The organism is Polaromonas sp. P1_F4 (assembly GCF_056405675.1).
This window is the reverse complement of the sequence record NZ_JBFUBP010000002.1, coordinates 71,374-96,303: the sequence shown is the minus strand read 5'-3', so window position 1 is coordinate 96,303 and position 24,930 is coordinate 71,374. Positions and strand designations below refer to the sequence as shown.

General features: G+C 62.6%; 22 protein-coding genes. 17 read left to right on the top strand and 5 right to left on the bottom strand.

Going from position 1 to position 24,930, the window contains the following annotated elements; all coding sequences use genetic code 11:
- The first annotated feature begins 54 nt into the window (after positions 1–54).
- The 6 genes from tfpB to AC1DYQ_RS05370 all read left to right on the top strand — a co-directional run bounded on the left by tfpB (position 55) and on the right by AC1DYQ_RS05370 (position 7,792).
- Positions 55–1,857, top strand: coding sequence for a type IV pilus assembly ATPase TfpB (gene tfpB, locus AC1DYQ_RS05395; protein WP_477685918.1), 1,803 nt, complete (start codon positions 55–57; stop codon positions 1,855–1,857).
- Between the two features lie 171 nt (positions 1,858–2,028).
- The gene (locus AC1DYQ_RS05390; RefSeq protein WP_477685917.1) at positions 2,029–2,514 is read left to right on the top strand and encodes a tripartite tricarboxylate transporter TctB family protein; all 486 of its coding nucleotides are present in this window, start codon (positions 2,029–2,031) and stop codon (positions 2,512–2,514) included.
- 12 nt (positions 2,515–2,526) lie between these two features.
- Positions 2,527–4,041 carry a tripartite tricarboxylate transporter permease gene (locus AC1DYQ_RS05385; protein ID WP_477685916.1) on the top strand — a complete coding sequence of 505 codons (1,515 nt, stop codon included), beginning with the start codon at positions 2,527–2,529 and terminating at the stop codon, positions 4,039–4,041.
- Positions 4,042–4,138: 97 nt separating this feature from the next.
- Positions 4,139–5,107 (top strand): Bug family tripartite tricarboxylate transporter substrate binding protein, encoded by a 969-nt coding sequence (locus AC1DYQ_RS05380; protein WP_457279524.1) that lies wholly within the window; start codon positions 4,139–4,141, stop codon positions 5,105–5,107.
- Positions 5,108–5,230: 123 nt separating this feature from the next.
- Positions 5,231–6,841, top strand: a complete 1,611-nt coding sequence (locus tag AC1DYQ_RS05375; RefSeq protein WP_477685915.1) for a gamma-glutamyltransferase family protein — start codon at positions 5,231–5,233, stop codon at positions 6,839–6,841.
- Between the two features lie 36 nt (positions 6,842–6,877).
- Complete coding sequence (locus tag AC1DYQ_RS05370) at positions 6,878–7,792, top strand: DMT family transporter (protein ID WP_477686273.1); 915 nt, start codon at positions 6,878–6,880, stop codon at positions 7,790–7,792.
- A gap of 88 nt (positions 7,793–7,880) precedes the next feature.
- On the opposite strand, the gene AC1DYQ_RS05365 is transcribed toward AC1DYQ_RS05370, so the two are convergent.
- Complete coding sequence (locus tag AC1DYQ_RS05365) at positions 7,881–8,906, bottom strand: M48 family metalloprotease (protein WP_477685914.1); 1,026 nt, start codon at positions 8,904–8,906, stop codon at positions 7,881–7,883.
- Positions 8,907–8,928: 22 nt separating this feature from the next.
- Positions 8,929–9,531 (bottom strand): SH3 domain-containing protein, encoded by a 603-nt coding sequence (locus AC1DYQ_RS05360; RefSeq protein ID WP_477685913.1) that lies wholly within the window; start codon positions 9,529–9,531, stop codon positions 8,929–8,931.
- A 37-nt stretch (positions 9,532–9,568) separates the two neighbouring features.
- Between AC1DYQ_RS05360 and AC1DYQ_RS05355 the strand changes: the two genes are divergently transcribed.
- From AC1DYQ_RS05355 to AC1DYQ_RS05315, 9 genes are all read left to right on the top strand, one after another.
- Positions 9,569–10,363 (top strand): SDR family oxidoreductase, encoded by a 795-nt coding sequence (locus AC1DYQ_RS05355; RefSeq protein ID WP_477685912.1) that lies wholly within the window; start codon positions 9,569–9,571, stop codon positions 10,361–10,363.
- 15 nt (positions 10,364–10,378) lie between these two features.
- Positions 10,379–10,753: a hypothetical protein gene (locus AC1DYQ_RS05350; protein ID WP_477685911.1), complete on the top strand. Its 375-nt coding sequence runs from the start codon at positions 10,379–10,381 to the stop codon at positions 10,751–10,753.
- Between the two features lie 37 nt (positions 10,754–10,790).
- Positions 10,791–11,834: a LacI family DNA-binding transcriptional regulator gene (locus AC1DYQ_RS05345; RefSeq protein WP_477685910.1), complete on the top strand. Its 1,044-nt coding sequence runs from the start codon at positions 10,791–10,793 to the stop codon at positions 11,832–11,834.
- A gap of 166 nt (positions 11,835–12,000) precedes the next feature.
- Positions 12,001–13,065, top strand: coding sequence for a Bug family tripartite tricarboxylate transporter substrate binding protein (locus AC1DYQ_RS05340; protein WP_477685909.1), 1,065 nt, complete (start codon positions 12,001–12,003; stop codon positions 13,063–13,065).
- 11 nt (positions 13,066–13,076) lie between these two features.
- The gene (locus AC1DYQ_RS05335; RefSeq protein ID WP_477685908.1) at positions 13,077–14,357 is read left to right on the top strand and encodes a glucarate dehydratase family protein; all 1,281 of its coding nucleotides are present in this window, start codon (positions 13,077–13,079) and stop codon (positions 14,355–14,357) included.
- Positions 14,358–14,414: 57 nt separating this feature from the next.
- Positions 14,415–15,608 (top strand): ABC transporter substrate-binding protein, encoded by a 1,194-nt coding sequence (locus tag AC1DYQ_RS05330; RefSeq protein WP_477685907.1) that lies wholly within the window; start codon positions 14,415–14,417, stop codon positions 15,606–15,608.
- A 123-nt stretch (positions 15,609–15,731) separates the two neighbouring features.
- Positions 15,732–16,829 (top strand): ABC transporter ATP-binding protein, encoded by a 1,098-nt coding sequence (locus tag AC1DYQ_RS05325; RefSeq protein ID WP_477686272.1) that lies wholly within the window; start codon positions 15,732–15,734, stop codon positions 16,827–16,829.
- The gene (locus tag AC1DYQ_RS05320; RefSeq protein ID WP_477685906.1) at positions 16,829–17,716 is read left to right on the top strand and encodes an ABC transporter permease; all 888 of its coding nucleotides are present in this window, start codon (positions 16,829–16,831) and stop codon (positions 17,714–17,716) included. The genes AC1DYQ_RS05325 and AC1DYQ_RS05320 overlap by 1 nt, the downstream gene beginning before the upstream one ends.
- Positions 17,713–18,570, top strand: coding sequence for an ABC transporter permease (locus tag AC1DYQ_RS05315; protein WP_477685905.1), 858 nt, complete (start codon positions 17,713–17,715; stop codon positions 18,568–18,570). Before AC1DYQ_RS05320 ends, AC1DYQ_RS05315 begins: the two co-directional genes overlap by 4 nt.
- A gap of 95 nt (positions 18,571–18,665) precedes the next feature.
- Here the strand turns inward: AC1DYQ_RS05315 and AC1DYQ_RS05310 are convergent, their stop codons facing one another.
- From AC1DYQ_RS05310 to AC1DYQ_RS05300, 3 genes are all read right to left on the bottom strand, one after another.
- The gene (locus tag AC1DYQ_RS05310; protein ID WP_477685904.1) at positions 18,666–20,654 is read right to left on the bottom strand and encodes an AAA family ATPase; all 1,989 of its coding nucleotides are present in this window, start codon (positions 20,652–20,654) and stop codon (positions 18,666–18,668) included.
- A gap of 13 nt (positions 20,655–20,667) precedes the next feature.
- The gene (locus AC1DYQ_RS05305) at positions 20,668–20,904 is read right to left on the bottom strand and encodes a hypothetical protein (protein WP_477669692.1); all 237 of its coding nucleotides are present in this window, start codon (positions 20,902–20,904) and stop codon (positions 20,668–20,670) included.
- 337 nt (positions 20,905–21,241) lie between these two features.
- Positions 21,242–22,141, bottom strand: a complete 900-nt coding sequence (locus tag AC1DYQ_RS05300; protein WP_477686271.1) for a DMT family transporter — start codon at positions 22,139–22,141, stop codon at positions 21,242–21,244.
- A 140-nt stretch (positions 22,142–22,281) separates the two neighbouring features.
- Between AC1DYQ_RS05300 and AC1DYQ_RS05295 the strand changes: the two genes are divergently transcribed.
- Positions 22,282–23,277 carry a quinone oxidoreductase family protein gene (locus tag AC1DYQ_RS05295; RefSeq protein WP_477685903.1) on the top strand — a complete coding sequence of 332 codons (996 nt, stop codon included), beginning with the start codon at positions 22,282–22,284 and terminating at the stop codon, positions 23,275–23,277.
- A 113-nt stretch (positions 23,278–23,390) separates the two neighbouring features.
- Positions 23,391–24,824: a DUF1800 domain-containing protein gene (locus AC1DYQ_RS05290; protein WP_477685902.1), complete on the top strand. Its 1,434-nt coding sequence runs from the start codon at positions 23,391–23,393 to the stop codon at positions 24,822–24,824.
- Positions 24,825–24,930 lie beyond the last annotated feature (106 nt).

Here is a 24,930-nt window from a genome sequence, read left to right as displayed (position 1 = left end):
GATGCGGTCGGGGTGGATGGTAAAGACCCGGGTGGATGGGGTACAGTGCGACCCATGAGCGCCGTGACGCACCCCAAACACCCCAAAGACCTGCACGTGAAAAAGACCCACACCGGGCTGCTGGACTGGCGCATGCTGGTTGAATGGCTCAGTGAAGATGGTGTCATCAGCGCGGCCGAAGCGCAGCGAACGATTGCACGCTGCTCGCAGGTGCAAAGTGCGCAGCCGCCCCTGACCCGGCTTGCCAGTGTCGGCATGACACGTGTGGCCGACGGCAAACCCCTGGACATGGAAACGATTACGCAGTGGCTGGCCGGCCGGGCCGGCCTTGCCTATCTGCGGATCGACCCGCTCAAGGTGGATGTGGGCAAGGTGGCGGACACCATGTCCGCCATGTACGCCGAGCGGCACAAGGTGCTGCCGGTGCAAGTGACCTCCAGCGAAGTGGTGATTGCCACTTCGGAGCCTTTTGTGACCGACTGGGTACAGGAAGTCGAGCGCCAGGCCAAGCGCAGTGTGCGGCTGGTGGTTGCCAGCCCCCTCGAAATCACCAAGTTCACCGCCGAATTTTTTGCACTGGCCAAATCCGTCAAGGCGGCGATCAAGGCCGGCGGTGGGGCGACGTCGGCGAGCTTTGAACAACTGGTTGAGCTGAACAAAAGCAACAAGCAGCTGGACGCCAACGACCAGGGCGTGGTGCAGGTGGTGGACTGGCTCTGGCAGTACGCCTTTGACCAGCGCGCCAGCGACATTCACCTGGAGCCGCGGCGCGAGCAGGGCGTGATCCGCTTTCGCATCGACGGCGTGCTGCATCCCGTGTATCAGCTGCCCATGGGCGTGCACAACGCCATGACCGCCCGCATCAAGCTGCTGGGCCGCATGGATGTGGTGGAAAAGCGCCGACCGCAGGATGGCCGCATCAAGACCCGCAACCCGCGCGGCGACGAAGTGGAGATGCGCCTGTCCACCTTGCCCACGGCCTTCGGCGAGAAGATGGTCATGCGTATTTTTGATCCGGACACCACGGTCAAGGACCTCGATGCGCTGGGGTTTTCGCAGCATGACGCCGAACGCTGGGAGCAACTGGTCAAGCGGCCCTATGGCATTGTCCTGGTCACCGGGCCTACCGGTTCCGGCAAAACCACCACCTTGTATTCGACCCTCAAGCGGCTTGCGACTGAAGAGGTCAACGTCAGCACGATTGAGGACCCGATTGAAATGATCGAGGCCTCCTTTAACCAGACGCAGGTCCAGGCGCACCTGGACTTCGATTTTCCCGAAGGGCTGCGCGCGTTGATGCGGCAGGACCCGGACATCATCATGGTGGGCGAAATCCGCGACCTGCAGACCGCCGAGATGGCCGTGCAGGCGGCGCTGACCGGTCACCTGGTTTTCAGCACGCTGCATACCAATGACGCCCCATCGGCGGTTTCCCGCCTGATGGAACTTGGTATTCCTTCCTACCTGATCAATGCCACCTTGCTGGGTGTGCTGGCCCAGCGGCTGGTACGCACCTTGTGCAGCAATTGCCGCCAGCCCGACGAGGCCGCCTCACGCGAAACACTCGCCGACCTGGTCAAACCCTGGCAAATCAGCGGCGGCTACCGGCCGTACAAGCCGGTGGGCTGTGTGGATTGCCGGATGACCGGGTTCCGTGGGCGCATGGGTCTTTATGAGCTGCTGACCGTCACGGAAGGCTTCAAGGAAAAGGTCTCGAAAGAGCCCAATATCGATGCGCTGCGCCGCCAGGCGGTCAGCGAAGGTATGCGCCCGCTTCGGTTGGCCGGCGCGCTGAAAGTGGCAGAGGGTCTGACTACCATCGAGGAAATTTTGGCCTCCACCCCGCCCTTGTCCTGAGAGACCGCGAGCCAATTCCGGCATTGCGGGTTTTCACAGGGTCCGGTCTCGATGTAAGCAAGAGGTAAGCCAAAAGATTACGAAAGGTAAGTGAAAGCCACATGGCGAGGGCCGGGTGATTGAATGCACAATCCACCGATTCTTTCTTTTATATGTATTGAGGAGACAGCCGTGAATATCAAGAGTCAGAAAGACTTTTTCTCCGGCCTCATGTTCATGGGCGTCGGTGTGGCGTTCGCATGGGGGGCAACCACCTACAACGTAGGTGAAGGTGCCCGTATGGGACCGGGGTACTTCCCCCTCATGCTGGGTATTTTGATGGCTGTTCTGGGAGGTGTTATTACCTTCAAGGCGCTGGTGGTGGAAACCGTAGGCGGCGACAAGATCGGCAAGTGGGCCTGGAAGCCCCTCATTTTCATCATTCTGGCCAATCTGCTATTCGGCATTTTGCTGGCCGGTTTGCCGAGCATCAAGATTCCCGCCATGGGCATGATCGTGGCGATTTATGCGCTGACCTTCATTTCCAGCATGGCCGAAGAGGGCTGGAAGGTCAAAAACACCTTCATTCTTGCGACGGTGCTGGCCATCGGCAGTTACCTGGCTTTCGTCGTCCTGCTCAAGTTGCAGTTCCCGGTCTGGCCATTCTTTATCGGCTAAGGAGAATAAAAAATGGAATTGCTAAATCATTTGTCGATAGGTTTTGGCGTGGCATTCACGCCGATCAATTTGTTGTACTGCCTGATCGGCTGTATTTTGGGTACCTTGATTGGTGTTCTGCCGGGTATCGGCCCTGTGGCTACGATTGCCATGCTGTTGCCGGCCACCTACGCGCTGCCTCCCGTGTCGGCGCTGATCATGCTGGCCGGTATTTATTACGGCGCCCAGTACGGTGGCTCCACCACCGCCATTCTGGTGAATCTGCCAGGGGAGTCGTCTTCAGTGGTGACCTGTATTGACGGGTACCAGATGGCGAGAAAAGGCCGGGCCGGCCCCGCGCTTGCCGCGGCAGGCCTGGGATCTTTCTTTGCCGGTTGCGTAGGCACCTTGATCCTGGCCGCGTTTGCACCGCCGCTGACCGAACTGGCCTTCAAATTCGGCCCTGCTGAATATTTTGCGCTGATGATTCTGGGCCTGATCGGCGCCGTGGTGCTGGCTTCCGGCTCGCTGCTCAAGGCGATTGCCATGATCGTGCTGGGCCTGTTGCTGGGTCTGGTCGGAACCGACGTGAATTCCGGTGTTGCCCGCTTCAGCTTTGACATTCCCGAACTGACTGACGGCATTGGTTTCGTGACCATCGCCATGGGTGTGTTCGGCTATGGCGAGATCATCAGCAATCTGGCGCAACCGGAGCATGAGCGTGAGGTTTTCACCGCCAAGGTCTCGGGACTTTTCCCCACCAAAGAAGACTTCAAGAACATGGCGCCTGCCGTGCTGCGGGGTACTTTCCTGGGTTCGGCACTGGGGATTCTCCCCGGCGGTGGCGCCTTGCTTGCCGCATTTGCGGGTTACGCCCTTGAGAAGAAAATCAAGATGCGGCCTGGTGAAGTGCCTTTCGGTCAGGGCAACATCCGCGGCGTCGCAGCACCTGAGTCGGCCAACAATGCCGGCGCGCAGACCTCCTTCATTCCGCTGCTGACGCTGGGCATTCCGCCCAACGCCGTAATGGCCTTGATGGTGGGCGCCATGACGATTCACAACATTCAGCCCGGCCCGCAGGTCATGACCAGCAACCCTGAACTGTTCTGGGGCCTGATCGCTTCGATGTGGATCGGCAACGCGATGCTCGTGATCCTGAATCTGCCGCTGATCGGGATGTGGATCAAGCTGCTGACTGTGCCTTACCGCTACCTGTTCCCGGCCATCGTGCTTTTCTGCGCGATTGGCGTGTATTCCACCAACAACAACACCTTCGACATCTGGATGGTGGGCATCTTTGGTGTGATCGGCTACATGTTCGTCAAGCTCGGCTGCGAACCCGCTCCCTTGCTGCTGGGCTTCATCCTGGGCCCCATGATGGAAGAGAACCTGCGCCGGGCCCTGCTGCTTTCACGTGGCGACTGGAGCGTGTTTGTGACGCGTCCACTGTCGGCCGGACTGCTGGGAGCCGCCGTGCTGCTGCTGGCCATCGTGCTGCTGCCAAGCATCAAAAACAAACGGGAAGAAGCTTTCGTTGAAGCTGACTGATCAACGGGAAGCACATACAAAAAAGGCACCTTCGGGTGCCTTTTGTTTTGCCTGTTTGCGACATAGTCGGCGCTCAAAATCGTTGCACAATGGCCAGATGAAACGTAGACATATTATTTCCCTGGCTGCGGCTTCCGCCGTGACTCTCGTGGGCCCCGCCATGGCCCAGAACTATCCGTCCAAACCCATTCGCATGATCGTGCCGTTTCCGGCAGGCGGCGCGACGGACATCCTGGCACGGGCCCTGTCGCAAAAGCTGGGCGAGAAAATCGGCCAGACGGTCGTGGTTGAAAACCGGCCGGGCGCCGGCGGCACGATAGGCGCCGATGCTGCGTCCAAATCGCCTGCTGACGGCTACACGCTGCTGCTGGCGACTTCAAGCACCCACAGCATCGGGCCGGCCGTCAACCCCCGGATTCCCTACAACGCGGAAACAGACTTCACGCCGATTGCCTATGTGGCAAGTTCCCCTAATGTGGTGCTGGTGCCTAACACGTCGCCGGCAAAGACCATGGGCGAATTTATCGATCATGCACGCAAGAACCCCGGGCGTTTGAACTACGCGTCCAGCGGCAACGGCACCATCATCCACTTGATGAGCGAATACTTCAAGGCGCAATCGGGGACCTTCATCCTGCACATCCCTTACCGCGGTACGGCACTGGCCATGCCGGACCTGATCAGCGGCAAGATCGACGTGCTGTTCGACTCCTTTGTCACCGGCATGCCGCATGTGAAAGATGGAAAGCTGCGGGCCCTTGCGGTCACCAGCCTCAAACGCACGGCGCTCGCTCCCGATCTGCCGGCGGTGGCGGAAACCCTGCCGGGCTTTGAGTCGGTCACCTGGTTTGGGGTGTACGGCCCCAAAGGTATGGCGCCAGACCTGGCGGGCAAGGTCAACCAGGCGGTGAACGCAGCCCTGGCCGATTCCGATGTGAAAGACCGCTTTGCCAGACTGGGCGCCGAACCCGCGGGCGGCACCCCGCAGGCCTTTGCGGCCATGGTGAAGACGGACACGGCCAGGTGGAAGAAAATCATTGTCGAGCGGAAAATCAGCGCCGATTGATGCCTTTCACCGCATCGCGCCGCCTGGTCGTAACGATGCCGGTCAGTTTGACTTCCCGCCTGCGGTTGCACACCATGACCGCCGGCATCCATTCTTCCTTGCCTTGCCTTCAACAGGTGACCCATGAATTTCAACTACAGCAACCCCTACACCTCCACCCGCCTGCCGCTGTTTGCCCGTAACGTTGTTTCGACTTCGCACCCGTTGGGCGCGCAGGCCGGTTTGCGCATGATGCTCAAGGGCGGCAATGCAGTAGATGCCGCGATCGCCGCTGCCGCCGCCATGACCATCGTCGAACCTGTCAGCAACGGCCTGGGCAGCGATGCTTTCTGCATCCTCTGGGACGGCAAGGAACTGCATGGACTGAATGCATCGGGCCGCGCGCCGCAAAGCTGGACGCCGGATTACTTCAAGCGCAAATACGGCAGCGATGCGCAGACGCCGCCCAAGCGCGGCATGGATTCCGTGAGCGTGCCAGGCGCGGTGGCCGGCTGGGTGGCCTTGAGCGAGCGTTTCGGCAAGCTGCCCTTCGCCGACCTGATGGAGCCTGCAATTGAAATCGCCGAGCGCGGCTATTTGTTGCCGCCCGTGGTGCAGCAGAAGTGGGCGGCCGCTACGGAGGAGTTGAAGTCGCTGCCGGGCTTTGCCCAATCTTTCCTTCCCTGGGGCCGGGCGCCGAACGTCGGTGAACTGTTCCAGTTCAAGGCCGCGGCCAAAGCGCTGCGGTCAATTGCGCAAACCAAGGGCACGGCGTATTACGGTGGTGCCATTGCCCAAGCCATCGAAAAATTCTCTTCACAAAACGGCGGCAGCATCACCGCCAAAGACTTTGAAAGCTACAAGCCGGAATGGGTCAAACCCATCGGCAAGGATTACCGTGGCTACACCTTGCACGAGATCCCACCCAACGGGCAGGGTATTGCGGCGCTGATTGCGCTGGGCATCCTGGATAAATTCGATGTGGCCGGGCTGCCGGTCGATGGCGTGGATTCCCAGCATCTGCAGATCGAAGCCATGAAGCTGGCGTTTGCCGATATTTACCGGTACGTGGCTGAGCCTTCGTCAATGGAGGTGACGGCCGAGCAAATGCTCGATGACGCGTATCTGGCATCCCGTGCCAAACTCATCGACATGAAAAAGGCACAGGACTTTGGCGCGGGAAATCCCGTCAAGGGCGGAACGATCTACCTGACGGCCGCCGATGAAGACGGCATGATGGTGAGCTTCATCCAGAGCAACTACATGGGTTTCGGTTCGGGCTGTGTCGAGCCCGAGTTCGGCATCAGCCTGCAGAACCGCGGACACGCCTTCAGCCTGCAACCGGGCGCCAACCAGGTTGCACCGGGCAAGCGGCCTTTCCACACCATCATTCCGGCCTTCCTCAGCAAGGACGGCAAACCCGTGATGAGCTATGGCGTGATGGGCGCCAACATGCAGCCGCAGGGCCACATGCAGACACTGGTGCGCATGCTGGACTACGGCCAGGGCCCACAGGTGGCTTGCGATGCACCGCGCTGGCGCTACAACGCCGGCCTGGAGATCAATGTGGAAGCCACGATGGACCCGAGTACCGTGCAGGGCCTTGCCGACCGCGGCCACCGCATGGAGGTCATCAACGACTCTTACCAGGACTTCGGCGCCGGCCAGTTCATCTGGCGCGCCGGCAACCCCAAGGTCGAGGGCTATGTGGCGGCGAGTGATCCACGTCGCGACGGCCAGGCCGTGGGTTTTTAAGAAGCGACCTTGAGCGATAAATCTGATACAAAGAGGCTGACAGACCAGGAAGGACGGGCGCAAGCAGCTACTAAAAGCATAGCGCCCGGTTTGCTGCTGGCCACTTTCGGAGCGATTGCCTTCAGCGGCAAGGCCATCATTGTCAAGCTGGCTTACCGCTACGGCGTCGATGCGGTCACGCTGATCATGTACCGCATGCTGTTTGCGCTGCCCATCTTTGCGGTGATGGCGTGGTGGGCCAGCCGGGGCAAGGCGCCGCTGACGCGCAAAGACTGGCTGGGCGTGCTCTGGCTCGGTTTTACCGGCTACTACCTCGCCAGCTTCCTGGACTTCGCCGGCCTGGCATTTATCAGTGCGTCGCTGGAACGGCTGATCCTCTATCTCAACCCCACGCTGGTCTTGCTGCTGGGGCTGGTGATGTACAAGCGCCGCGTCGGCGGGTTGCAAATCATTGGCATGGCCATCAGCTACTGCGGTGTGGTGCTGGTGTTCGGCCACGAGATCACGCTGCAGGGTGCGGACGCTGCCTGGGGTGCGCTGCTGGTGTTCCTGAGCGCGGTGAGCTATGCGCTCTACCTGGTTTACAGCGGTGAGATGGTCAGGCGGCTCGGCTCATTGCGTCTGGTGGGGCTGGCTACCTCTGTGGCCTGCCTGTGCTGCCTGCTGCAGTTCGTGTTGCTGCGGCCCCTGAGTGCAGCGGCCGTGGCGCCGGAGGTAATCTGGCTGTCACTGCTCAATGCCACGCTGTGTACTGCCGTGCCGGTGCTGATGGTGATGATGGCCATTGAGCGCATCGGCGCCGGCATGGCCGCGCAAACCGGCATGGTGGGCCCCATGTCCACCATCCTGATGGGTGTGCTGATCCTGGGTGAGCCGTTCACGGCCTGGGTGGCGGCGGGAACGGTGCTGGTTATCGCCGGCATCTTTGTTTTCACCAGAAGCCGGACATAACAGCAGAGCTCTTCACCAGCAGGGGCCGCAGGCGCAGCGCCCCCTCGGGGGGGGCAGCGAACCACACGAAGTGGGGAGCGTGGGGGCTCTACTTCTTTGCCGTAGGCCGGCGGTTCGAAGCGCTCATTCGCTGCGTTACCGTGACGGACGGCTGGCCCGCGTAAGCATCGAGCCGGTTACCCATGGCCTGCTCAAGCTGGTTCAGGCGAACCTGTGCCGGTGGATGGGTGCTGAGCGACAGGGCAAATAGCGCATCGTCCGGCGCTGCGCTGCGCAGTTGCTGCAGCACCGCCACCAGGCCGTAGGGATCGAACCCAGCGCGCGCGGCGAGAGCCACGCCGGTCCGGTCGGCGTCAAACTCGTCCTGCTGGTCCAGGCCCTTGGTGTACATGTTCTTGCCCAGTGCCAGCAACTGCGACGACACCAGGCCGCCCAGGTCGCTCTTCAGCTGAGAGCTGATCACCTGCGTCAGAAGGCCGGCGCGTGCCGCCTTGTTCATGGCGATCAGGTGGTGCTTGGCTGTGACATGGGTGATTTCATGGGCCAGGATGCCGGCCAGTTCGCTTTCGTCCGCCACGCGGTCCATCAGGCCCTTGGTGACGAAGACATAACCGCCTGGCGTGGCAAATGCGTTGAAGCCGGGGTCGTCGAGGATGGCGAAGGTCCAGGGCAGGTCGGGCCGCGATGACTGCAGGCTGATCCAGCGGCCCAACTGGTTGATATAGCGCTGCGCAGCCACGTCAGGGTAAAGCGGTTTGCTGCCCAGCAGCACGGCTGCCAGTTGCTGGCCGATCTGGATTTCACGTGGCTCGTCAATCTGATCCAGCGATTGTGACAACAGCTGGAACAGGTCACCACCTTGGGCCGCCTGCTGTCCGCCCGGTGTAAGGCTGGCGCCCAGCAATGCGCCGGCCAGGCCGGCCGCAGAATTGGGTTGCGCGGGGGCGGGTTGCGCCGGCTGGTTCGGGCGTATCAGTGACTGGAACAGGCCGCCCAGCGCTTTGCCTGCATCCTGGGCATGAGCGCCCAGAGGGAGCAGGCCGGCCAGCAGGGCCAATACAAAAAACGCACGGCGTGCGGGCGTTGCCAGTGTTTGGAGGGTGTGAAGATTCATTGCGGGGCCTCTTGTCTTGTTTTTAGCCGCCGTATTGTTCGGTCCTGGCGCTGGGTGCGGCAGCCGGCGGTGTGGGTGTGGGCAGGGGATCGACCTGCCGGACGTTCAGCGAGGCACTGCCCGCGAACTGCCGGGCTTGCGCAGCGTTCGCACGGTTGGCGTCGGCTTGCGCCACGGCCGCCAGGTTGGGAACGGCATTGGCCAGGTCTTCCGCACCCAGGCCGCGAATGCCGACGGTGGATGTGGCAACTGCGCCGCCCGGCGCCTGTGCGCTGCCCTTGTTGAAAAAGCTCGACAGGCTGCGCAGTGCACCGGTGCCGGCACCGGCCTGCGAGCTGGGGGCCGTGATGTCAAACATGTGCACCCAGCCGCTGGTGCCGTCGGCTGTGCGGACCTTGATCCACGCGCCGTTGCGCTCGCCCAGCCGGGTCACCGAGGTTTGAACCGGCAGCGGGGCCAGGCTGCGGGCCGATTCGCCCGGACCTTCGCGCAGTTGGGCTGCGCGCTTGATCAGTACGGCCTCGCCTTGCGGCTGGGCCTGTGCCGCCGCACTGAAAACCAGCATGGATGTGAGCAGGGGAGCGATAACCATTCCCGCCTGCATTTTGTATTTACTCAGTATCATGAGCCGCTCTCCCCTGTGGTTGTAATGAGGAATTATTATGGATTTGGGTATTGCAGGCAAATGGGCGCTGGTCTGCGGCGCCAGCAAGGGTTTGGGTCTGGGTTGCGCTGAGGCGCTGGTGCGCGAAGGCGTGCATGTGCTGATCGTGGCGCGCGGCGAGGAAACGCTGAAGGGCGCAGCTGAAAAACTGAAGGCGGACAAGGTCAAACCCGCGGGCACCAGCGTTCAGTATGTTGCCGCCGACATCACCACGCCCGAAGGCCGGGCCGCGGTTTTTGCGCTGCGCAAGGACTTCGACATCGTGGTGACCAATGCCGGTGGCCCGCCGCCCGGTGACTTCCGCGACTGGGACCGTGACGCCTGGATCAAGGCGGTGGATGCCAATATGCTGACCCCCATTGAACTGATCAAGGCCACGGTCGACGGCATGGCGGCACGCGGCTTCGGGCGCATCGTCAACATCACTTCCAGTTCGGTCAAGTCGCCCATCGACATCCTCGGCCTGTCCAACGGCGCGCGCAGCGGCCTGACCGGCTTCGTGGCCGGCGTGGCGCGTACCAAACTCGCGGCGCAAGGCGTCACCATCAACAACCTGCTGCCGGGCGCCTTCGACACCGACCGCCTGCGCGGCACCATGAGCGGCGCGGCGCAAAAAACCGGTCAACCTCTTGAGGCCATCATGGATGCGCGTCGCAAGAACATCCCCGCCCAGCGCTTCGGTACGCCCGAGGAGTTCGGGGCCATCTGCGCCTTCCTGTGCAGCATGCATGCCGCCTACATGACGGGGCAGAACGTGCTGGCCGACGGCGGGGCCTACCCGGGCACCTACTGAGCATTGAGCGCGCCCTTGAGCCTGGACTACCTCCACTTCGATTACGCGGAAGGCAACGACGGCACGGGCACGCTGGAAGCCATGGCCTCCACCTGGCCCGAGCAGGTGCAGGTCGTGCAGGCCGAGGTCGTCCAGGTGCTGGCATGGGCCCACGCGGAGTTCCCCGGGCGGCGCGGTCCGCTCGAGGAAGGCTTTGACTGGGACTACGACCTGCATGGCCTGCAGGAGATGACGGCACCCGAGGCCTTGCACTATGACGAGGCGGCGCATCGCCTGAAGGTGGACGCCGGCAAGCCCGGCAAGCCGCGGCACACGCTGACCCTGTCGCTCAGCGGGATCGCGGAGTTTTGCGATGCGTTCAGGCGGCACTTCGGCCTGGACCAGGATTGAGTGCCGAAGGCACTCAAGTTAGCGTTAACATTCGGGCATGAAGTCACCCACAGAGACTCTGCGAAAAACCAAGCGCGCCCCGCGCCCCGGAACCGGCGGCATCACCCTGAGCGACGTGGCCAGTCTGGCCGGTGTTTCGGCCATCACGGTGTCGCGTGCGCTCAACACACCGGCGGCCGTGTCGCCCGAAACCCTGGAGCGTGTGCGCAGCGCGATTTCGCGCAGCGGCTATGTACCTAACCTCATCGCCGGCGGCCTGGCGTCCAATCGCAGCCGCCTGGTGGCGGCCCTGGTGCCCACCATCGCCGGCCCGGTATTTCTGGAAACCATACAGGCGCTGACCGACGCGCTGGCCGAGGCCGGCTGCCAGCTGATGCTGGGGCAAAGCGGCTACGGCGGCGCGCGTGAAGACGCACTCATTGATGCCATCGTGGGCCGCCGGCCCGACGGCATCGTGCTGACCGGCATCATGCATTCGCCGGAAGGGCGACGCCGCCTGCTGGCCTCGGGTATTCCCATCGTCGAGACCTGGGACATCACGCCCACGCCCATCGACATGATTGTGGGTTTCTCCCACGAGAAAGTCGGCGCGGCGGTAGCGGACTACCTGTACGACCAGGGCTTTCGCCGGCCCGGCGTGGTCATCGCGGAAGACCAGCGCGCCTTGCGCCGCCGCGCCGGATTTGAGGCGCGGCTGGCCGAGCTGGGCGTGCACGGCATCCCGGTCTGTACCGTGCCTGCGCCTTCATCGCTGGCCAACGGCAGGGCCGGTTTCGCCGACCTGCGCGCGCGTCATCCTGATATTGATGTGGTTTTTTGTGGTTCCGACGTCATTGCCCACGGCGTCATCACCGAGGCCCAGGCATTGGGCCTGTCTATTCCGGGTGATGTGGCGGTCATGGGTTTTGGTGATCTCCCGTTTGCTGCTTTTACCCATCCCTCCCTGAGCACGGTGCGTATCGACGGCACATCCATAGGTCGTCAGGCAGCCCGATTCATCCTCGACGTCGCTGAAAATCGCGACGTCGGCGCGCGGGTGCGAGACCTAGGGTTTCTCATAGTAAAAAGAGCCAGCGCCTGACTTGACGCAAGGCGGGCCTTTATTCTAATATTCATTTGTTAGCGCTAACAAATTGGTTGAGGCAATAGTCAATTAATTTCCTGTTGTCAGGCGGCCCCAGCCCCTTGTTTTGCTAATGCGATGCAGGGCACCGACCTTGCCGCCGGCAAATAAAAAGGAGACAAACATGAGTCAGAACACTGTGCGCGCGCGGCGCGGGTTTCTCAAAACCGCTGTTGGCGCCAGGGCTGCGAGGGCCGCTTTTGTGTGCGTGGCTACGGCCATGGGTCTGCTGACCCTTCCAGTTCAGGCCCAGACCGACTATCCGTCGAGGGCGATCAAGCTCATTGTTCCGTTCCCGGCGGGCGGCACCAGCGATGTGATGGGACGCATGATCGCGGATGAGCTGACCAAAGCCCTGAAGCAGCCCGTGGTTGTAGAGAACCTTGGCGGTGCGGGCGGGGTCATTGGCACAGAGAAGGGCGCCAGAGCGGTGCCCGATGGCTATACGCTGATACAAACAGGTGTTGGCCAGAATGCGGTGGCGCACGGACTCAACCCCAAGCTCGGCTACGACTCCGTCAAGGATTTCATCCACGTCACGCAGGTCCATTCAGGACCGAACGTGCTGGTGGTCCATCCTTCTGCGCCCTTTAATACCTTCCAGGAGTTGGTCGCTTACGGCAAAGCCAATCCCGGAAAACTGAGCTATGGCTATGTGCCTGCGGCTTCCGGTCACATGGCGATGGAGCTGCTCAAGCAAACCGTCGGCACCTGCTCGGGCGCCAAAAAAGAAAACTGCAAGCCCCTGTTCATGGTGGGCATTCCCTACCGGGGCGGCGGCCCCATGCTGACGGATATTCTCGGCGGACAGATCCCCTTGATGTTCATCAACCAGGACGTGGCGTTGCCGCATATCAAGGCGGGCAAGCTCCGGGCCCTGGCTGTGACCAGTCTGGCGCGCAATCCGCTGTACCCGGACGTGCCCACCATTCACGAATCGGGTTACCCCGGTTTCTCCGCCTTGTCGTGGTCCGGCCTGTCGCTCCCCAAAGGCACGCCCAAGCCCATTGTGGACAAAATAGAAGCTGCCGCTGTCAACGCGATGCAGTCCCCCGCCATCCGCGCGCGGATGGAGGCCAACGGTTTTGTGCTGCCGGCCCAGGGCAGTACGGAATACACGCAGTTCGTGGCACGGGAGCTGGACCGCTGGACGCGGGTCATCAAGGTCGCCGGCATCAAGGCTGAATGATGGTTGGGCGGATGAAAAGTATCAAAATCAGCGCAGTCCGGATCACGCCCATTGCGTTTCGCGATGCGCCGCTGCTCAACGCCAGCGGTATCCACGAGCCCTGGGCGCTGCGCAGCATTGTCGAATTGGAAACTTCGGACGGGCGCGTTGGCATCTCTGAAACCTACGGCGACGAGCCCATGGTGAAAGTGCTGGAGCAGGCCCGTGCCCTGGTCCTCGGCTTGTCTCCGTTTGAGCTGAACGTCATGGAAGAGCGCGTACGCGCAGCCATCAAGCCCGGACACGCTACCGACGGCAGCGTGCAGTTCGAGCTTGCACCGGGCTCGCATACTGCCAAAAATGCCGACAAGGTCATCAGTGCGATGGAAGTCGCCATGCTCGACCTGCAAGGGCAGATCCTGGGCATGCCCGTGTGCGACTTGCTGGGCGGTGCCGTGCGCGCAGAGGTGCCTTACAGCGCCTATCTGTTCTACAAATACGCAGAGCACGCTGACAAACCTTATGCGCCCGACGCCTGGGGCGAAGCCGTTACGCCTGAGCAGGTTGTGAAGCAGGCGCAGCGGATGGTGAGCCTCTATGGCTTCAAGAGCATCAAGCTCAAGGGCGGCGTGTTCCCACCGGCTGAAGAAATCGCCGCCATGAAGGCGCTGTCCAAGGCCTTCCCCGGTGTGCCCTTGCGGCTGGACCCGAACGCCAACTGGTCGCTGGAGACCAGCATTGCCGCCGCAAAAGAACTCGACGACTTGCTGGAATACTACGAAGACCCGGCACCCGGCCAGGAAGCCATGGCCGAGCTGGCCCGGCACTGCCGCATGCCGCTGGCGACCAACATGTGCGTCACCACGATGGAGGAATTCAAGCGCAATGCCTCCACGCATGCGGTCAGTATCCTGCTGTCAGACCATCACTACTGGGGTGGCCTGCGCGCCACGGCCTCACTGGCGCGCATGTGCAGTGTTTTCGGGATGGGCATGTCCATGCATTCGAACTCGCACCTCGGCATCAGCCTGATGGCCATGACGCACGCCGCCGCCGCGATCCCCAACCTCACCTATGCCTGCGACACGCATTACCCGTGGCAGGAGGAAGAGGTCATCAAGGGCGGGCGGATCCAATTCGACCAAGGCGCCGTCAAGGTGCCGACGGCGCCCGGCCTGGGCGTGGAACTCGATCCGGCCAGATTGGCCGAATTGCACCGGCAATACCTGGATTGCGGCATCCGAAACCGCAACGACCTCGCGCAGATGCGCAAGTACCAGCCGGGGTTTTCCGGCATCAGCCCGCGTTTTTAAGAGGCCGCAACGAGCCTCGAATTTTGAGTCCACAGCAACAACGAAGGAGACAAGACCATGACGAAGTTCAAGCATTTGATGTCCCGCCTGGGAGGGGGCCTGCGGGCCGCCGGTGTCCTGGCAACGATAGCGGGCGTTCCGCTATTCACGGCCGGAACGGCCTATGCGGAGCCCGTGACGCTCAATGTCGTCGATGTGGCGGGCAATCTGGCGTTGACGCAGGAGGCACTGGAGAGCTTTGCAGCGAAAAATCCGAACCTGGTGTCGCGCATTACCTTTACCAAGGCGCCCGCACCCGAGCTTCCCGGGAAAATCAGGGCCATGCAGGCGGCCGGCCGCACCGACATCGACCTGGTACTGACCGGCACCGACGCGCTGGCTGCCGGCATGGCGCTCAACCTGTGGGAGCCCATGCTGCCTGCGCACGCGGCCAAGTTCCCGAACCTGATGGACAACTACCTGCCCAGCGCCCGCAAGATGCAGGACCTGGCCAACGGCCAGGCCGTCATGGTGACCTATATGCCTGCAGGCCCGCTGCTCGAGTACAACCCCGACAAGGTCAAGGCACCGCCTAAAACACCGGCTGAGTTGCTGGCCTGGTGCAAGGCCAACCCCAACAAGCTGATTTACGCTCGCCCCGCCAACTCGGGCCCGGGCCGCACCTTCCTGATGGGCTTGCCCTACCTGCTCGGCGACAAGGATCCCAAGGAACCCCTGGCCGGCTGGGACAAGACCTGGGCTTACCTGAAAGAGCTCAACAGCTGCATCGAGTACTACCCCACAGGCACCGGCGCCGTGATGAAGGAACTCGGAGAAGGCTCGCGCGACATGACTGTCACGGTGACCGGCTGGGATATCAATCCGCGCGCGCTGGGCGTGGTGCCCAAGCAATTCAAGGTGGCGGCGCTGGGCGGCTTCACCTGGGTCAATGACGCGCACTACATGGCGATGCCCAAGGGCTTGCCCGCCGCCCGTCAGGCGGCGGTGATGGAACTGATGGCCTACCTGCTCAAACCCGAGCAGCAGGCGCTGACCTATGACTCCGGCTACTTCTACCCCGGCCCCGCCGTGAAAAACGTCCCGTTGACCGCAGCGCCGCAAAAGAGCCAGGACATCATCAAGGAATACGGCCGCCCCGAGTACGCCGACTGGATCGCCAAGCAGCCGCACACCCAGCCGCTGGATGACAAGGCCATGGTCGCCGCGTTCAAGAAGTGGGACCAGGAAATCGGTTCCGGCAAAGGCAAGTAAGAGCCGCACACAAAACCCTCCTGGCGTTGTTGCGTCGCCTTGCCAGGACCGCTTCGCTGGGTTTTGTGAGCAACTCTAAATAACAAGCAAACCCGCGCTGCGGGCGTGAAGAAGGTTTTTGACATGGTGATGCCCAACACCGCGGGACGGCCCGCGGGAAAAAACGAGTTCAGGCAGTTGCGCCTGGACGGCGTGAGCCGCAGCTTCGGCGGCGCCCACGCGCTCGAGAAACTCTCGCTGACCATAGAGCGTGGCGAGTTCATCGCGCTGCTGGGCCCCTCGGGCTGCGGCAAGTCCACCGCGCTCAACTGCATGGCGGGGCTGTTGCCGCTGTCGGACGGAAGTATCTGGCTGGACCAGCAACGCATCGATACGCTGCCGCCCGAGAAACGCGGCTTCGGCATGGTGTTCCAGAACTATGCGCTGTTCCCGCATCTTTCGGTCAGCCGCAATGTGGGCTTCGGCCTGAAGATGCGCGGCATGCCGGCGGCAGAAATCGACAGGCGCGTGGCGGGGGCGCTGGACACCGTGCAACTGCTGGGACACGCGGACAAGCTGCCCGGGCAGCTCTCGGGCGGGCAGCAGCAGCGCGTGGCCATCGCGCGTGCCATCGTCATCGAACCACCACTGATCCTGATGGATGAGCCGCTGTCCAACCTGGACGCCAAGCTGCGCATTGAAATGCGCTCTGAAATACGCCGCATCCATCGCGCCCAAGGCTGCTCCACGGTGTATGTGACGCACGACCAGGACGAGGCGCTCGCCATGGCTGACCGTGTGGTGGTGATGAAGCTGGGTGTGGTGCAGCAGGTCGGCACGCCGCAAGAGGTGTTCGCGCGGCCGGCCACGCTGGATGTGGCGCGTTTCATGGGCTACCGCAATGTGCTGCCGGCCCGCGTGCTGCGCGCGGACGGCGACCATGTCACGGTCGAAGGTGCGGGCGGTGTGCGCCTGTCGGGAACGGCCATGCAGGCATTGACTGACGGCGCCGGTGTGATGGTGGCCGTGCGACCCGACGAGATCGCGATCGGCGAGGGTGCGCATGCATTCCCGGGCACAGTGGAAACCGCGGAGTACGGCGGCCGTGAATGGCTTCTCCAGGTCAGGACGGCATTCGACGATTTGCTCTACGTGCGTTCCGCGCGCGTGGTCTCGCCGGGCGACACCGTGATGCTGGTTGCGGCGCCGGAACGGGTTCTGGTTTATGCGGAGGAGTCCTGATGGCCACGTTTGCCACGCCCTCGCCGGTTAACCGTTCACGCCCGCCGCTGGACCCGGCCGTGATGCTGGTCGCGCCGGCGGCCGCGGTGATGATCATGTTTTTTGTCTACCCCTTCGCCTACGGCCTGCTGCTGTCCTTTCAGCCGGCGCAGGGCGGAGTGCTGCAGAACTACATTCATTTCTTCCAGACGCGCGACCTGTGGAAGACCATAGGCAACACCCTGCAGCTGGCGCTGCCGGCCACGTTGATCAATGTCGGGTTCGCACTGGCGATCGCCTATGCCACGCGGACCAAAAGCCCTTACCAGCGCCTGTTGTCTACCTTGCTGGTGGTGCCGCTGACGCTGGGCACAGTATTGATCGCCGAAGGCATGCTGACCTACTTCGGCCCGCAGGGCTGGCTGGCGCAGACACTGCGCTGGCTCCATCTTTACGAAGGTTCGATCCGGCTCACGCACAACTATTGGGGCGTGCTGATTTCGCTGGTCATCACCGGTTTCCCGTTTGCCTATCTGCTGATCCTCTCTTACATCACCGGTATTGATCCGGCGCTGCCGCGTGCGGCAGCGACGCTGGGCGCAGACGGCTGGAATCGCTTTCGCTACATTTATCTGCCGCTGCTGACGCCCGGGCTGGTCATGGCCTTCTGTCTGAGTTTTGTGCAGGCCTTCTCGGTCTTTCCTTCGGCGGTACTGCTGGGCTCGCCGGCTGGTACCACGCGGGTAATCGCGATTGCTGCCTACGAAGCTGCCTTTGAGCAGTACGACTATTCGCTGGCCTCAGCTGTCGCCATGATCATGGGCCTGGCTCAACTTGCGATCGTCGCTGCGGCGCTGGGCCTGCGCCGTCTGTTCTACCGCGGTCCTGTTACCGGAGGCAAGGGATGAGCGCCGCGGCACGCAACTCCAGCCCGCTGCGCGATCGTGCCTGGCGTGCGTTGATCTGGGGTGTCATCGCCTTCTTTCTGGTCAACGTCGGCCTGCTGATCGTCGCGGTGGCCACCAATTCGGTGGCCACGCGCTGGCTGGGCACCTGGCTGCCCGAGGCCTACACCCTCAGTTGGTATGTATCGGCGTGGAAGGAATTCCAGCTGGGCCATGTGCTGGTGGTCACGGTGGTGGTGGTGTTCTCGGTGGTCTTTTTGTCGCTGCTGATCGGTGTGCCCGCCGCCTACACACTGGCACGCAAGGACTTTCGCGGCAAAAAGTTGCTCACGCTGCTGTTTCTGCTGCCGCTGATGGTGCCGCCGATTACCTACGGCATTCCGCTGGCCACCGTGATGTACCAACTGCACCTGGCCGGCACCTTGCCGGGCGTGATCATCGCCAACATGATTCCGGCTCTGCCTTTTGTGATCCTGGTGATGACGCCTTTTGTCGAGCAGATAGACACCAATATCGAATCGGCGGCGCGCGTCTTTGGTGCCAACACGCGGCAGATGTTCCTCTACACCCTGGTGCCGCTGCTGGCGCCCGGGGTGCTGGCGGCGGGCCTGCTGGTGCTGGTGCGCACGGTGGCGATGTTCGAGCTGACCTTTCTGGTGGCCGGGCCTGACACCCAGACGCTGGTGGTGGCGCTGTACTACGCGGTGTTTGCAGCCGGCGTCCGTGCAGGGCAGTCGGTCGACGCGATGGCGATGATCTACATGGCGATCACGGTGCTGTGGCTGCTGATTGCGCTGCGTTTCGTCAACCCCACGCAGCTGGTCAGCCGCGTCAAGGAGCATCCGGGCAAGGCTTGATGAACTGAACCGGGGCCTGCAAAGATTTCCGTTGGTGGAAATTGGGCGCGGAAAGCAGCTGGGCTGCTCTCCGTGCTTTTTTTTGCCCACGCGGATCATTCCAGCGAGGGCTCCAGCGATGGTGCCATGCCGCCGACACGCCGCATCAGCGCGTGCTGCAGGCCGAACACCTGAAGCTGCTCCGCATACGGCGCAAGCATCTGTTCTTCCTTCGCGATGGCCACGCCCAGGAGGCTGGCCATTTTCTCTTTGCTCACCTGGCCGTTTTCCAGCAGTTCGTCCACGATGCTCAGTAGCAAGGCCGAATCGGTTTTGAGAATCTCCTGTGCGCGCGCGTACGCCTGCGCGAGCAGGGCCTCGATCTCGGCGTTGGTCGGCTCAACATCGGTGTTGAGGTTGTCGTCCATGTCGTGGGTCACGTCGGTGTGGCTCAGCCGGTTGCCGAAACCGAAGTGGCGCACAAAGCGCGCGGCCAGGGCGGTGGCGTTCTTGAAGTCGCTCTCGCTGCCCGTGGTGCAGGCATCGTCGCCGAACACCAGCGCCTCGGCGGCGCGGCCGGCCAGGCCCACGCAGAGGCGGTCCAGGCAGCTTTGACGTGATTCGGCCTTCATGCGCACATAGCTGTTGTAGCCGCCCTCGAAAGACGCCACGTTGATCTTGACTTCCTGCGGCGCATGGCCGAACAGGCGGCCGTAGGCCAGGCCGTGGCCTGCTTCGTGCACGGCCAGCAAGGCCCGAAAGTCGGGGCTGGCGCGCTGCTTGAGCTGGTTGAGGTCCAGTGGCACGGGGTAGGCGATGCTCCCGCCCCCGCACTCGCCATGACTGACGTGCAGGGATTGCGTGGCGGCGTCCAGCCTGACGTGCAGCGTGGTGTCCGCCGGCACATCATGCTCAAACGCCCACAGCACGGCATTCACCAGCGGCGCACTCAGGATGGCGTGAATCGACGAGAACAGCGGGCGTGTGCCCTGGGCCGGGAAGACCGCATTGGCATAAATTCCCTGGTACACCGATTCATTCAGATCAAAAGACAGCCCTGCACTCGCCTGCATTTCACCAACGTACCTGGCACAGGTGCTGCGGATCAGCCGCTCATACGTGGCCTGGCTCAGCGAGGGGTAGATCACGTGGTTGTTCCCCAGCCGGGCGATCTGCTCGGGCTTGAAGCGCTCTCCCAGGGCCTTCTTGACGTCAATGACCGACAGTTTTTTCGTCAGTGCATGAAAGATGTCGGCATCGGTGTCGCAGTCTTCCACGCGTTTGGCGGTTCCCTCATACATCTCGTCGAGGTTGCCCGAAACGATGATGAGCAAGCGGCTGTAATCCGTTTCCCACGAGTCGGTCGATGCCCTGAACGCCAGCATGCGCTCCTGCAGTTGCTGGGGTGTCCAGGTCATCACCTCCTGTAGTGGTTCCTTGAGCTTGAGGCTTTGCTTGAATTCCTGAGCCTGGTAGGGCGAGAGGGCGAACTTCAGCTTTTTGGCCTGGACGCCGTCCTTGGCAGGCTTTTCATCAGCCTGTTCCTCGCGTTCGTGGTCATACAGCGAGAAAGCCAGAGAGGATTCCAGCTCCTGCAGAAAAGACAGCGACGGCGGCAGGCGCCCGTCGGACAGCAGCTGCCACACGTCCTGGTAGCGTTTGACGGCGACCTCATCGCCCTTTTCGTTGATGGTGCGAAAGCGCTGGAATTCATCCAGCACCAGAATGCCAGGCTCGCTCTCGGCAACGGCGGACTCCGCCAGCATGCCGCTGATGGAGTCGGCGCTGCGCCAGCTGCTGCCGTTGCTGAAGCCGTCCATCTGTACTTCGACAAAGCGGTCGTAGAAACCCAGCTTTTGCGCCAGGCGGCGCGTGAGCTGGGTCTTGCCGGTGCCGGTCAGGCCCCACAGGCACACGATCACCGGGCGGCGAATGATGTGGGGCAGTACATACCAGGCGCGCACGGACTCGATCACCCGGTCGATGATGTCGTCAATACCGAACAGCTCGGTCTTCAGCTCGGTGGCGACCAGGGCCAGCTGGGCACTGCGTTCGCGCATGAGTTCGGGCGGCACGCGGGCTGCGGCCGCCGTCTCGGTTGTCATATCGTTCTTCATGTCAGTCAGTCAAATTTTTGAGGGCTTTTTGCAAAGCCACGGTTTCAGCCCGGCGGTGAGCGCCGGCGCTGCGAATATGTTTGCCCGCACCCGACGTGATGGCACGCTGGACGAGGGCCCGCACCACGGGATTGCGCGGTGTGGGTGGCGGCAAGGTCAAAGCCAGCGGCTGCTTCATGCGCCGCAAATGCTTGACCTTGCCTGCGGCAAAGTCACGGGAAAAAGTTTTGGCACTCATGTGCACGCTCCGAAAAAGCAAAACCCCGGCGAAAAATCAGCCTGGGGTTTGCGGAGCGCGCTTCACACGTGAAGGCACGGCACCGACTGCCCGCAGGGCTGGGTATGGTTGGCACCACATCCAGCCGGGGGCAGTGGAGGGTGCGTCAGGTGTGAGTGAACAAAGTCATGGTCTTGAGGGCTTCAAGGTGTTTACTACGCAAGGTTATTCGTTGCGCAGTGGCTCAAAGCAAGGAACGGATTCTGAAGAGCCCGCGTGGGCTTGGCAAGTTTTACGCGACGGTTTTCCGTAATGTGTTGTGAAAATCAAACCACTGCGTCGAGATTCACCGTTCGGGTCAGCGCCGCGACGACACCACGATGCCGCCCACGATCAGTACAAAAGCCAGCGCGTGGTAGAGGTGCGGCAACTCACCGAGGAAGGCCGCCGACAGCAACGCAGCGAACAGCGGTGTGAGGTTGGAAAAGAAGCCCGCAATCGCCGGTCCGACACGCTGTACGCCCATGCCCCAGCAACGATAGGCAATCACCGCGGGTCCCACGGCCACGTACAGCAGGGCTGCGGCCAGCGGCCAGCCCCATTGGACGTGCGCGTTGGTCAACGCCCATTCGCCGGCGGCAAACGCACCCGACCAGGCCAGTCCGAACACGATTTGCGCGAGCAGGAAGGCCGCCCAGTCGCGGCGGATTTCCGCCGGCTCTTTGGGTTGAGACAGCAGCCAGCTGTAAAACGCCCAGGCCAGTGTGGCCAGCAGCACGTAGAGGTCGCCGGGCACCAGTTGCACCTGCATTAAGAGCTCCCACTGGCCCCGCGAGAGCACCACCAGCACGCCAGCAATCGACAGCACGGCGCCGGCGACTTGGCGCTTCGACACAGCCTGGCCAAAAAACAGCGCCCCCACCACCAGCATCCAGATCGGCACGCTGGACGCCACCAACGTCACGTTGAGCGGGGTGGAGGTTTTGAGTGCCAGATACTGCAAGGCGTTATAGCAACCCACGCCCAGCAGGCCAAGAACCGCGAAACGTTTCCAGTGAGACCACAGGCTGCTGCGCGGTTTGAGCAGGCGCCAGGCCAGTGGCAACAGGATCACGAAGGCCAGGGCCCAGCGCAGGAAGTTGAGCGTCATGGGCGGCACCAGGCCAGTGACGAGGCGGCCGACGACGGCGTTGCCGGCCCAGAGCAAGGGAGGGACCACCAGCAGCGTGGCGGTGGCGGGCGTGAGGCGTTGGGTCATGACGGGGACTTTATCAAGCACGACCGTTTTCCTCTCACCGCACGGGGTTCAACCCTCGGCGCCTGCGGCCCATTTCGATTCATGGCACCATGTCGGCCACCCTTTTTCTTTCTCCATCTGCAACCTTTGCAAGGAAATCCATGGCCTCCATCACCTCCAAAGCCGTACGCATCAACCAGCACGGCGGACCTGAAGAACTCACACTGGTAGATGTGACGGTAGGCGACCCCGGCCCGGGCGAAATACGCATCCGTCACAAGGCCGTTGGCTTGAACTACATCGATGTTTACCAGCGCAGCGGTGTCTACCCGTTTGCCATGCCGCTTCAGCTGGGCATGGAGGCTTCCGGCATCGTCGAGGCTGTTGGTGAGGGCGTGGCTCACCTGAAAGCGGGTGACCGCGCGGCTTACGCCAGCCAGCCGCCCGGTAGCTACTGTGAAGTGCGTGTGATGCCGGCCAAGTGCGTATGCAAGCTTCCCGACGCGATCTCGTTTGAAACCGGCGCGGCCATGATGCTCAAGGGGCTGACCACGCAGTACCTGCTGCGCCGCACACAACCGCAGGGCGGCCTGCAGTCCGGTGACTACGTGCTGTTTCACGCGGCCGCCGGCGGCGTGGGCCTGATTGCTTGCCAGTGGGCCAAAGCTCTGGGCCTGCAACTCATCGGCACGGCCGGCTCTGACGAGAAATGCGCGCTGGCGTTGTCGCGGGGCGCGGCCTTTGCCATCAATTACGCCAAGGAAGACTTCGTGGCCCGCGTCAAGGAGATCACCGGTGGCAAGGGCGTGAAGGCGGTGTACGACTCGGTCGGCAAGGACACCTTCCTCAAGTCACTCGACTGCCTGCGCCCCTTTGGTCTGCTGGCCAACTTTGGCAATGCCTCGGGCAAGACGCCACCGCTGGACATCGGCATGCTGGCTGCCAAGGGCTCGCTCTACGTTTCACGGCCGACGCTCTTTACCCACATTGCGACGCGTGAGACCACACAGGAAATGGCGGATGAATTGTTTGCCATGGTCACCAGCGGCAAAGTCCATATCCCCATAGACCAGCGCTTTGCCCTGGCCGACGTGGCCGAGGCGCATCGTGCGCTTGAAGCCCGCAAGACCACGGGCTGCACCATCCTGACGCTGTAATCACCGGCCCTGGGGCGGTAAACCTGTGTAAAGCCACGGGCGGCATTCAACGCAAGGCGCGGTGGATGCGTTACAAGGGGCGAGGGCCTGTTAACAGACCCCAGGAGAACACCATGCCCACAGCGATCACCCAGGCCGGCATGCTCGCGGCCTTCCTGGCTTGCCTCGCCGCTCCGGCAGCGCAGGCCCAGGCCGATGCCGTGCCGCCGCCGGCCAAGCTTGCCGCCACATGGCGCGCCGCTTCGCGCCTGGGGTATGCGCCCACGCCGGCCTCGACGCAGGCCGCCGCGGCCTCACCCCGCGCCTGGGCGTTGCAGCAGCTGGATGTGGCCTATGCCGCAAGCCTGCGTCCTCCCAACCTTCCCGCCGAACTTGCCGGCATCAACGCACCGCTCAGTGACATTGCGCGCAGCTTCCAGGCCGAGCGGGAGATGCGCCGGGCCGCGCGCGAAACGCCCAAGCCCGGTATGGCCGCCGCGGCCGATACAGGCGGGGAAAAATTCAGCCGCGAGATGGCCCAGGGCGCGGCCGCCTGGCGGCTGATGTCCTGCAGCGATCCGGCGCTGGAAAATCCGCTGCTGGCCCGGATGACCGAGTTCTGGTTCAACCACCTCAACGTGTTCGTCGGCAAGGGCCCGGTGCGCCCCTTTGTCGGCCACTACGAGATCAATGTGATTCGCGCCAACGCCCTGGGCCGTTTTGAAGACCTGCTGCTGGCCAGCGCCAGGCATCCGGCCATGCTGTTCTACCTGGACCAGGCGCAGAGCAACAGCCGCGGCCTCAATGAAAACTACGCGCGCGAGCTGATGGAGTTGCACACCCTGGGCGTGAACAGCGGCTACACGCAAAAAGACGTGCACGAACTGGCCCGTATCCTCACCGGCTGGACGGTGAACCTCAAGGACGGCGAAGGCTTTCGCTTTGCCGAGCGCCTGCACGACAAGGAAGGCAAGGTACTGCTGGGCCGCACCTTCGGCAGCGAAGGCGTTGCGGAAGGCGAGGAAGCCATTCGCTACCTGGCACGGCGGCCTGAAACGGCACGGCGTGTGTCCATCCGGCTGGCCAGTTTTTTTGTGGCCGACAAACCCTCGCCCGCGCTGGTTAACCGGTTGGCGACTGCCTTCACGGCTACCCAGGGCGACATCCGCGCAGTGATGCGCGCCCTGATCGAGTCACCGGAGTTCTGGGCGCAAGACAACCAGTTGTTTAAAACCCCGCTGGACTTTGCCTGTTCGGCGCTCACTGCGGCCGGGGGCGTCAAGGAGCGCCGCGATATCGTGCAAACCCTGGGCTTCCTGGCGCAGGCCGGCCAGCCCATGCATGGCTGGCAAACGCCCGACGGCTACAAAACCGATGCCGGTACCTGGCTTGCGCCCGAGGCTTTGACGCGCCGCGCCGATTACGCCATGGGCCTGGCCCAGCGCACAGCTGAGCCGTCTTACCTCAACGCCTTTTTCAGCATTGCGACGCGCGAGCGCATTGCGCAGGAACCCGCGCAGATGCGCACCGGCCTGATGCTGGCCAGCCCTGACTTCATGCGCAAATAATTCCATGTCCAAATCAAACGTGCACTTTGTCGGCCCGCCTTGCCGTGCTGTAGCACTGTCTGCAGCGGGCCTTCGCGTTCACGCTTGATCTGGACATGGAATATGC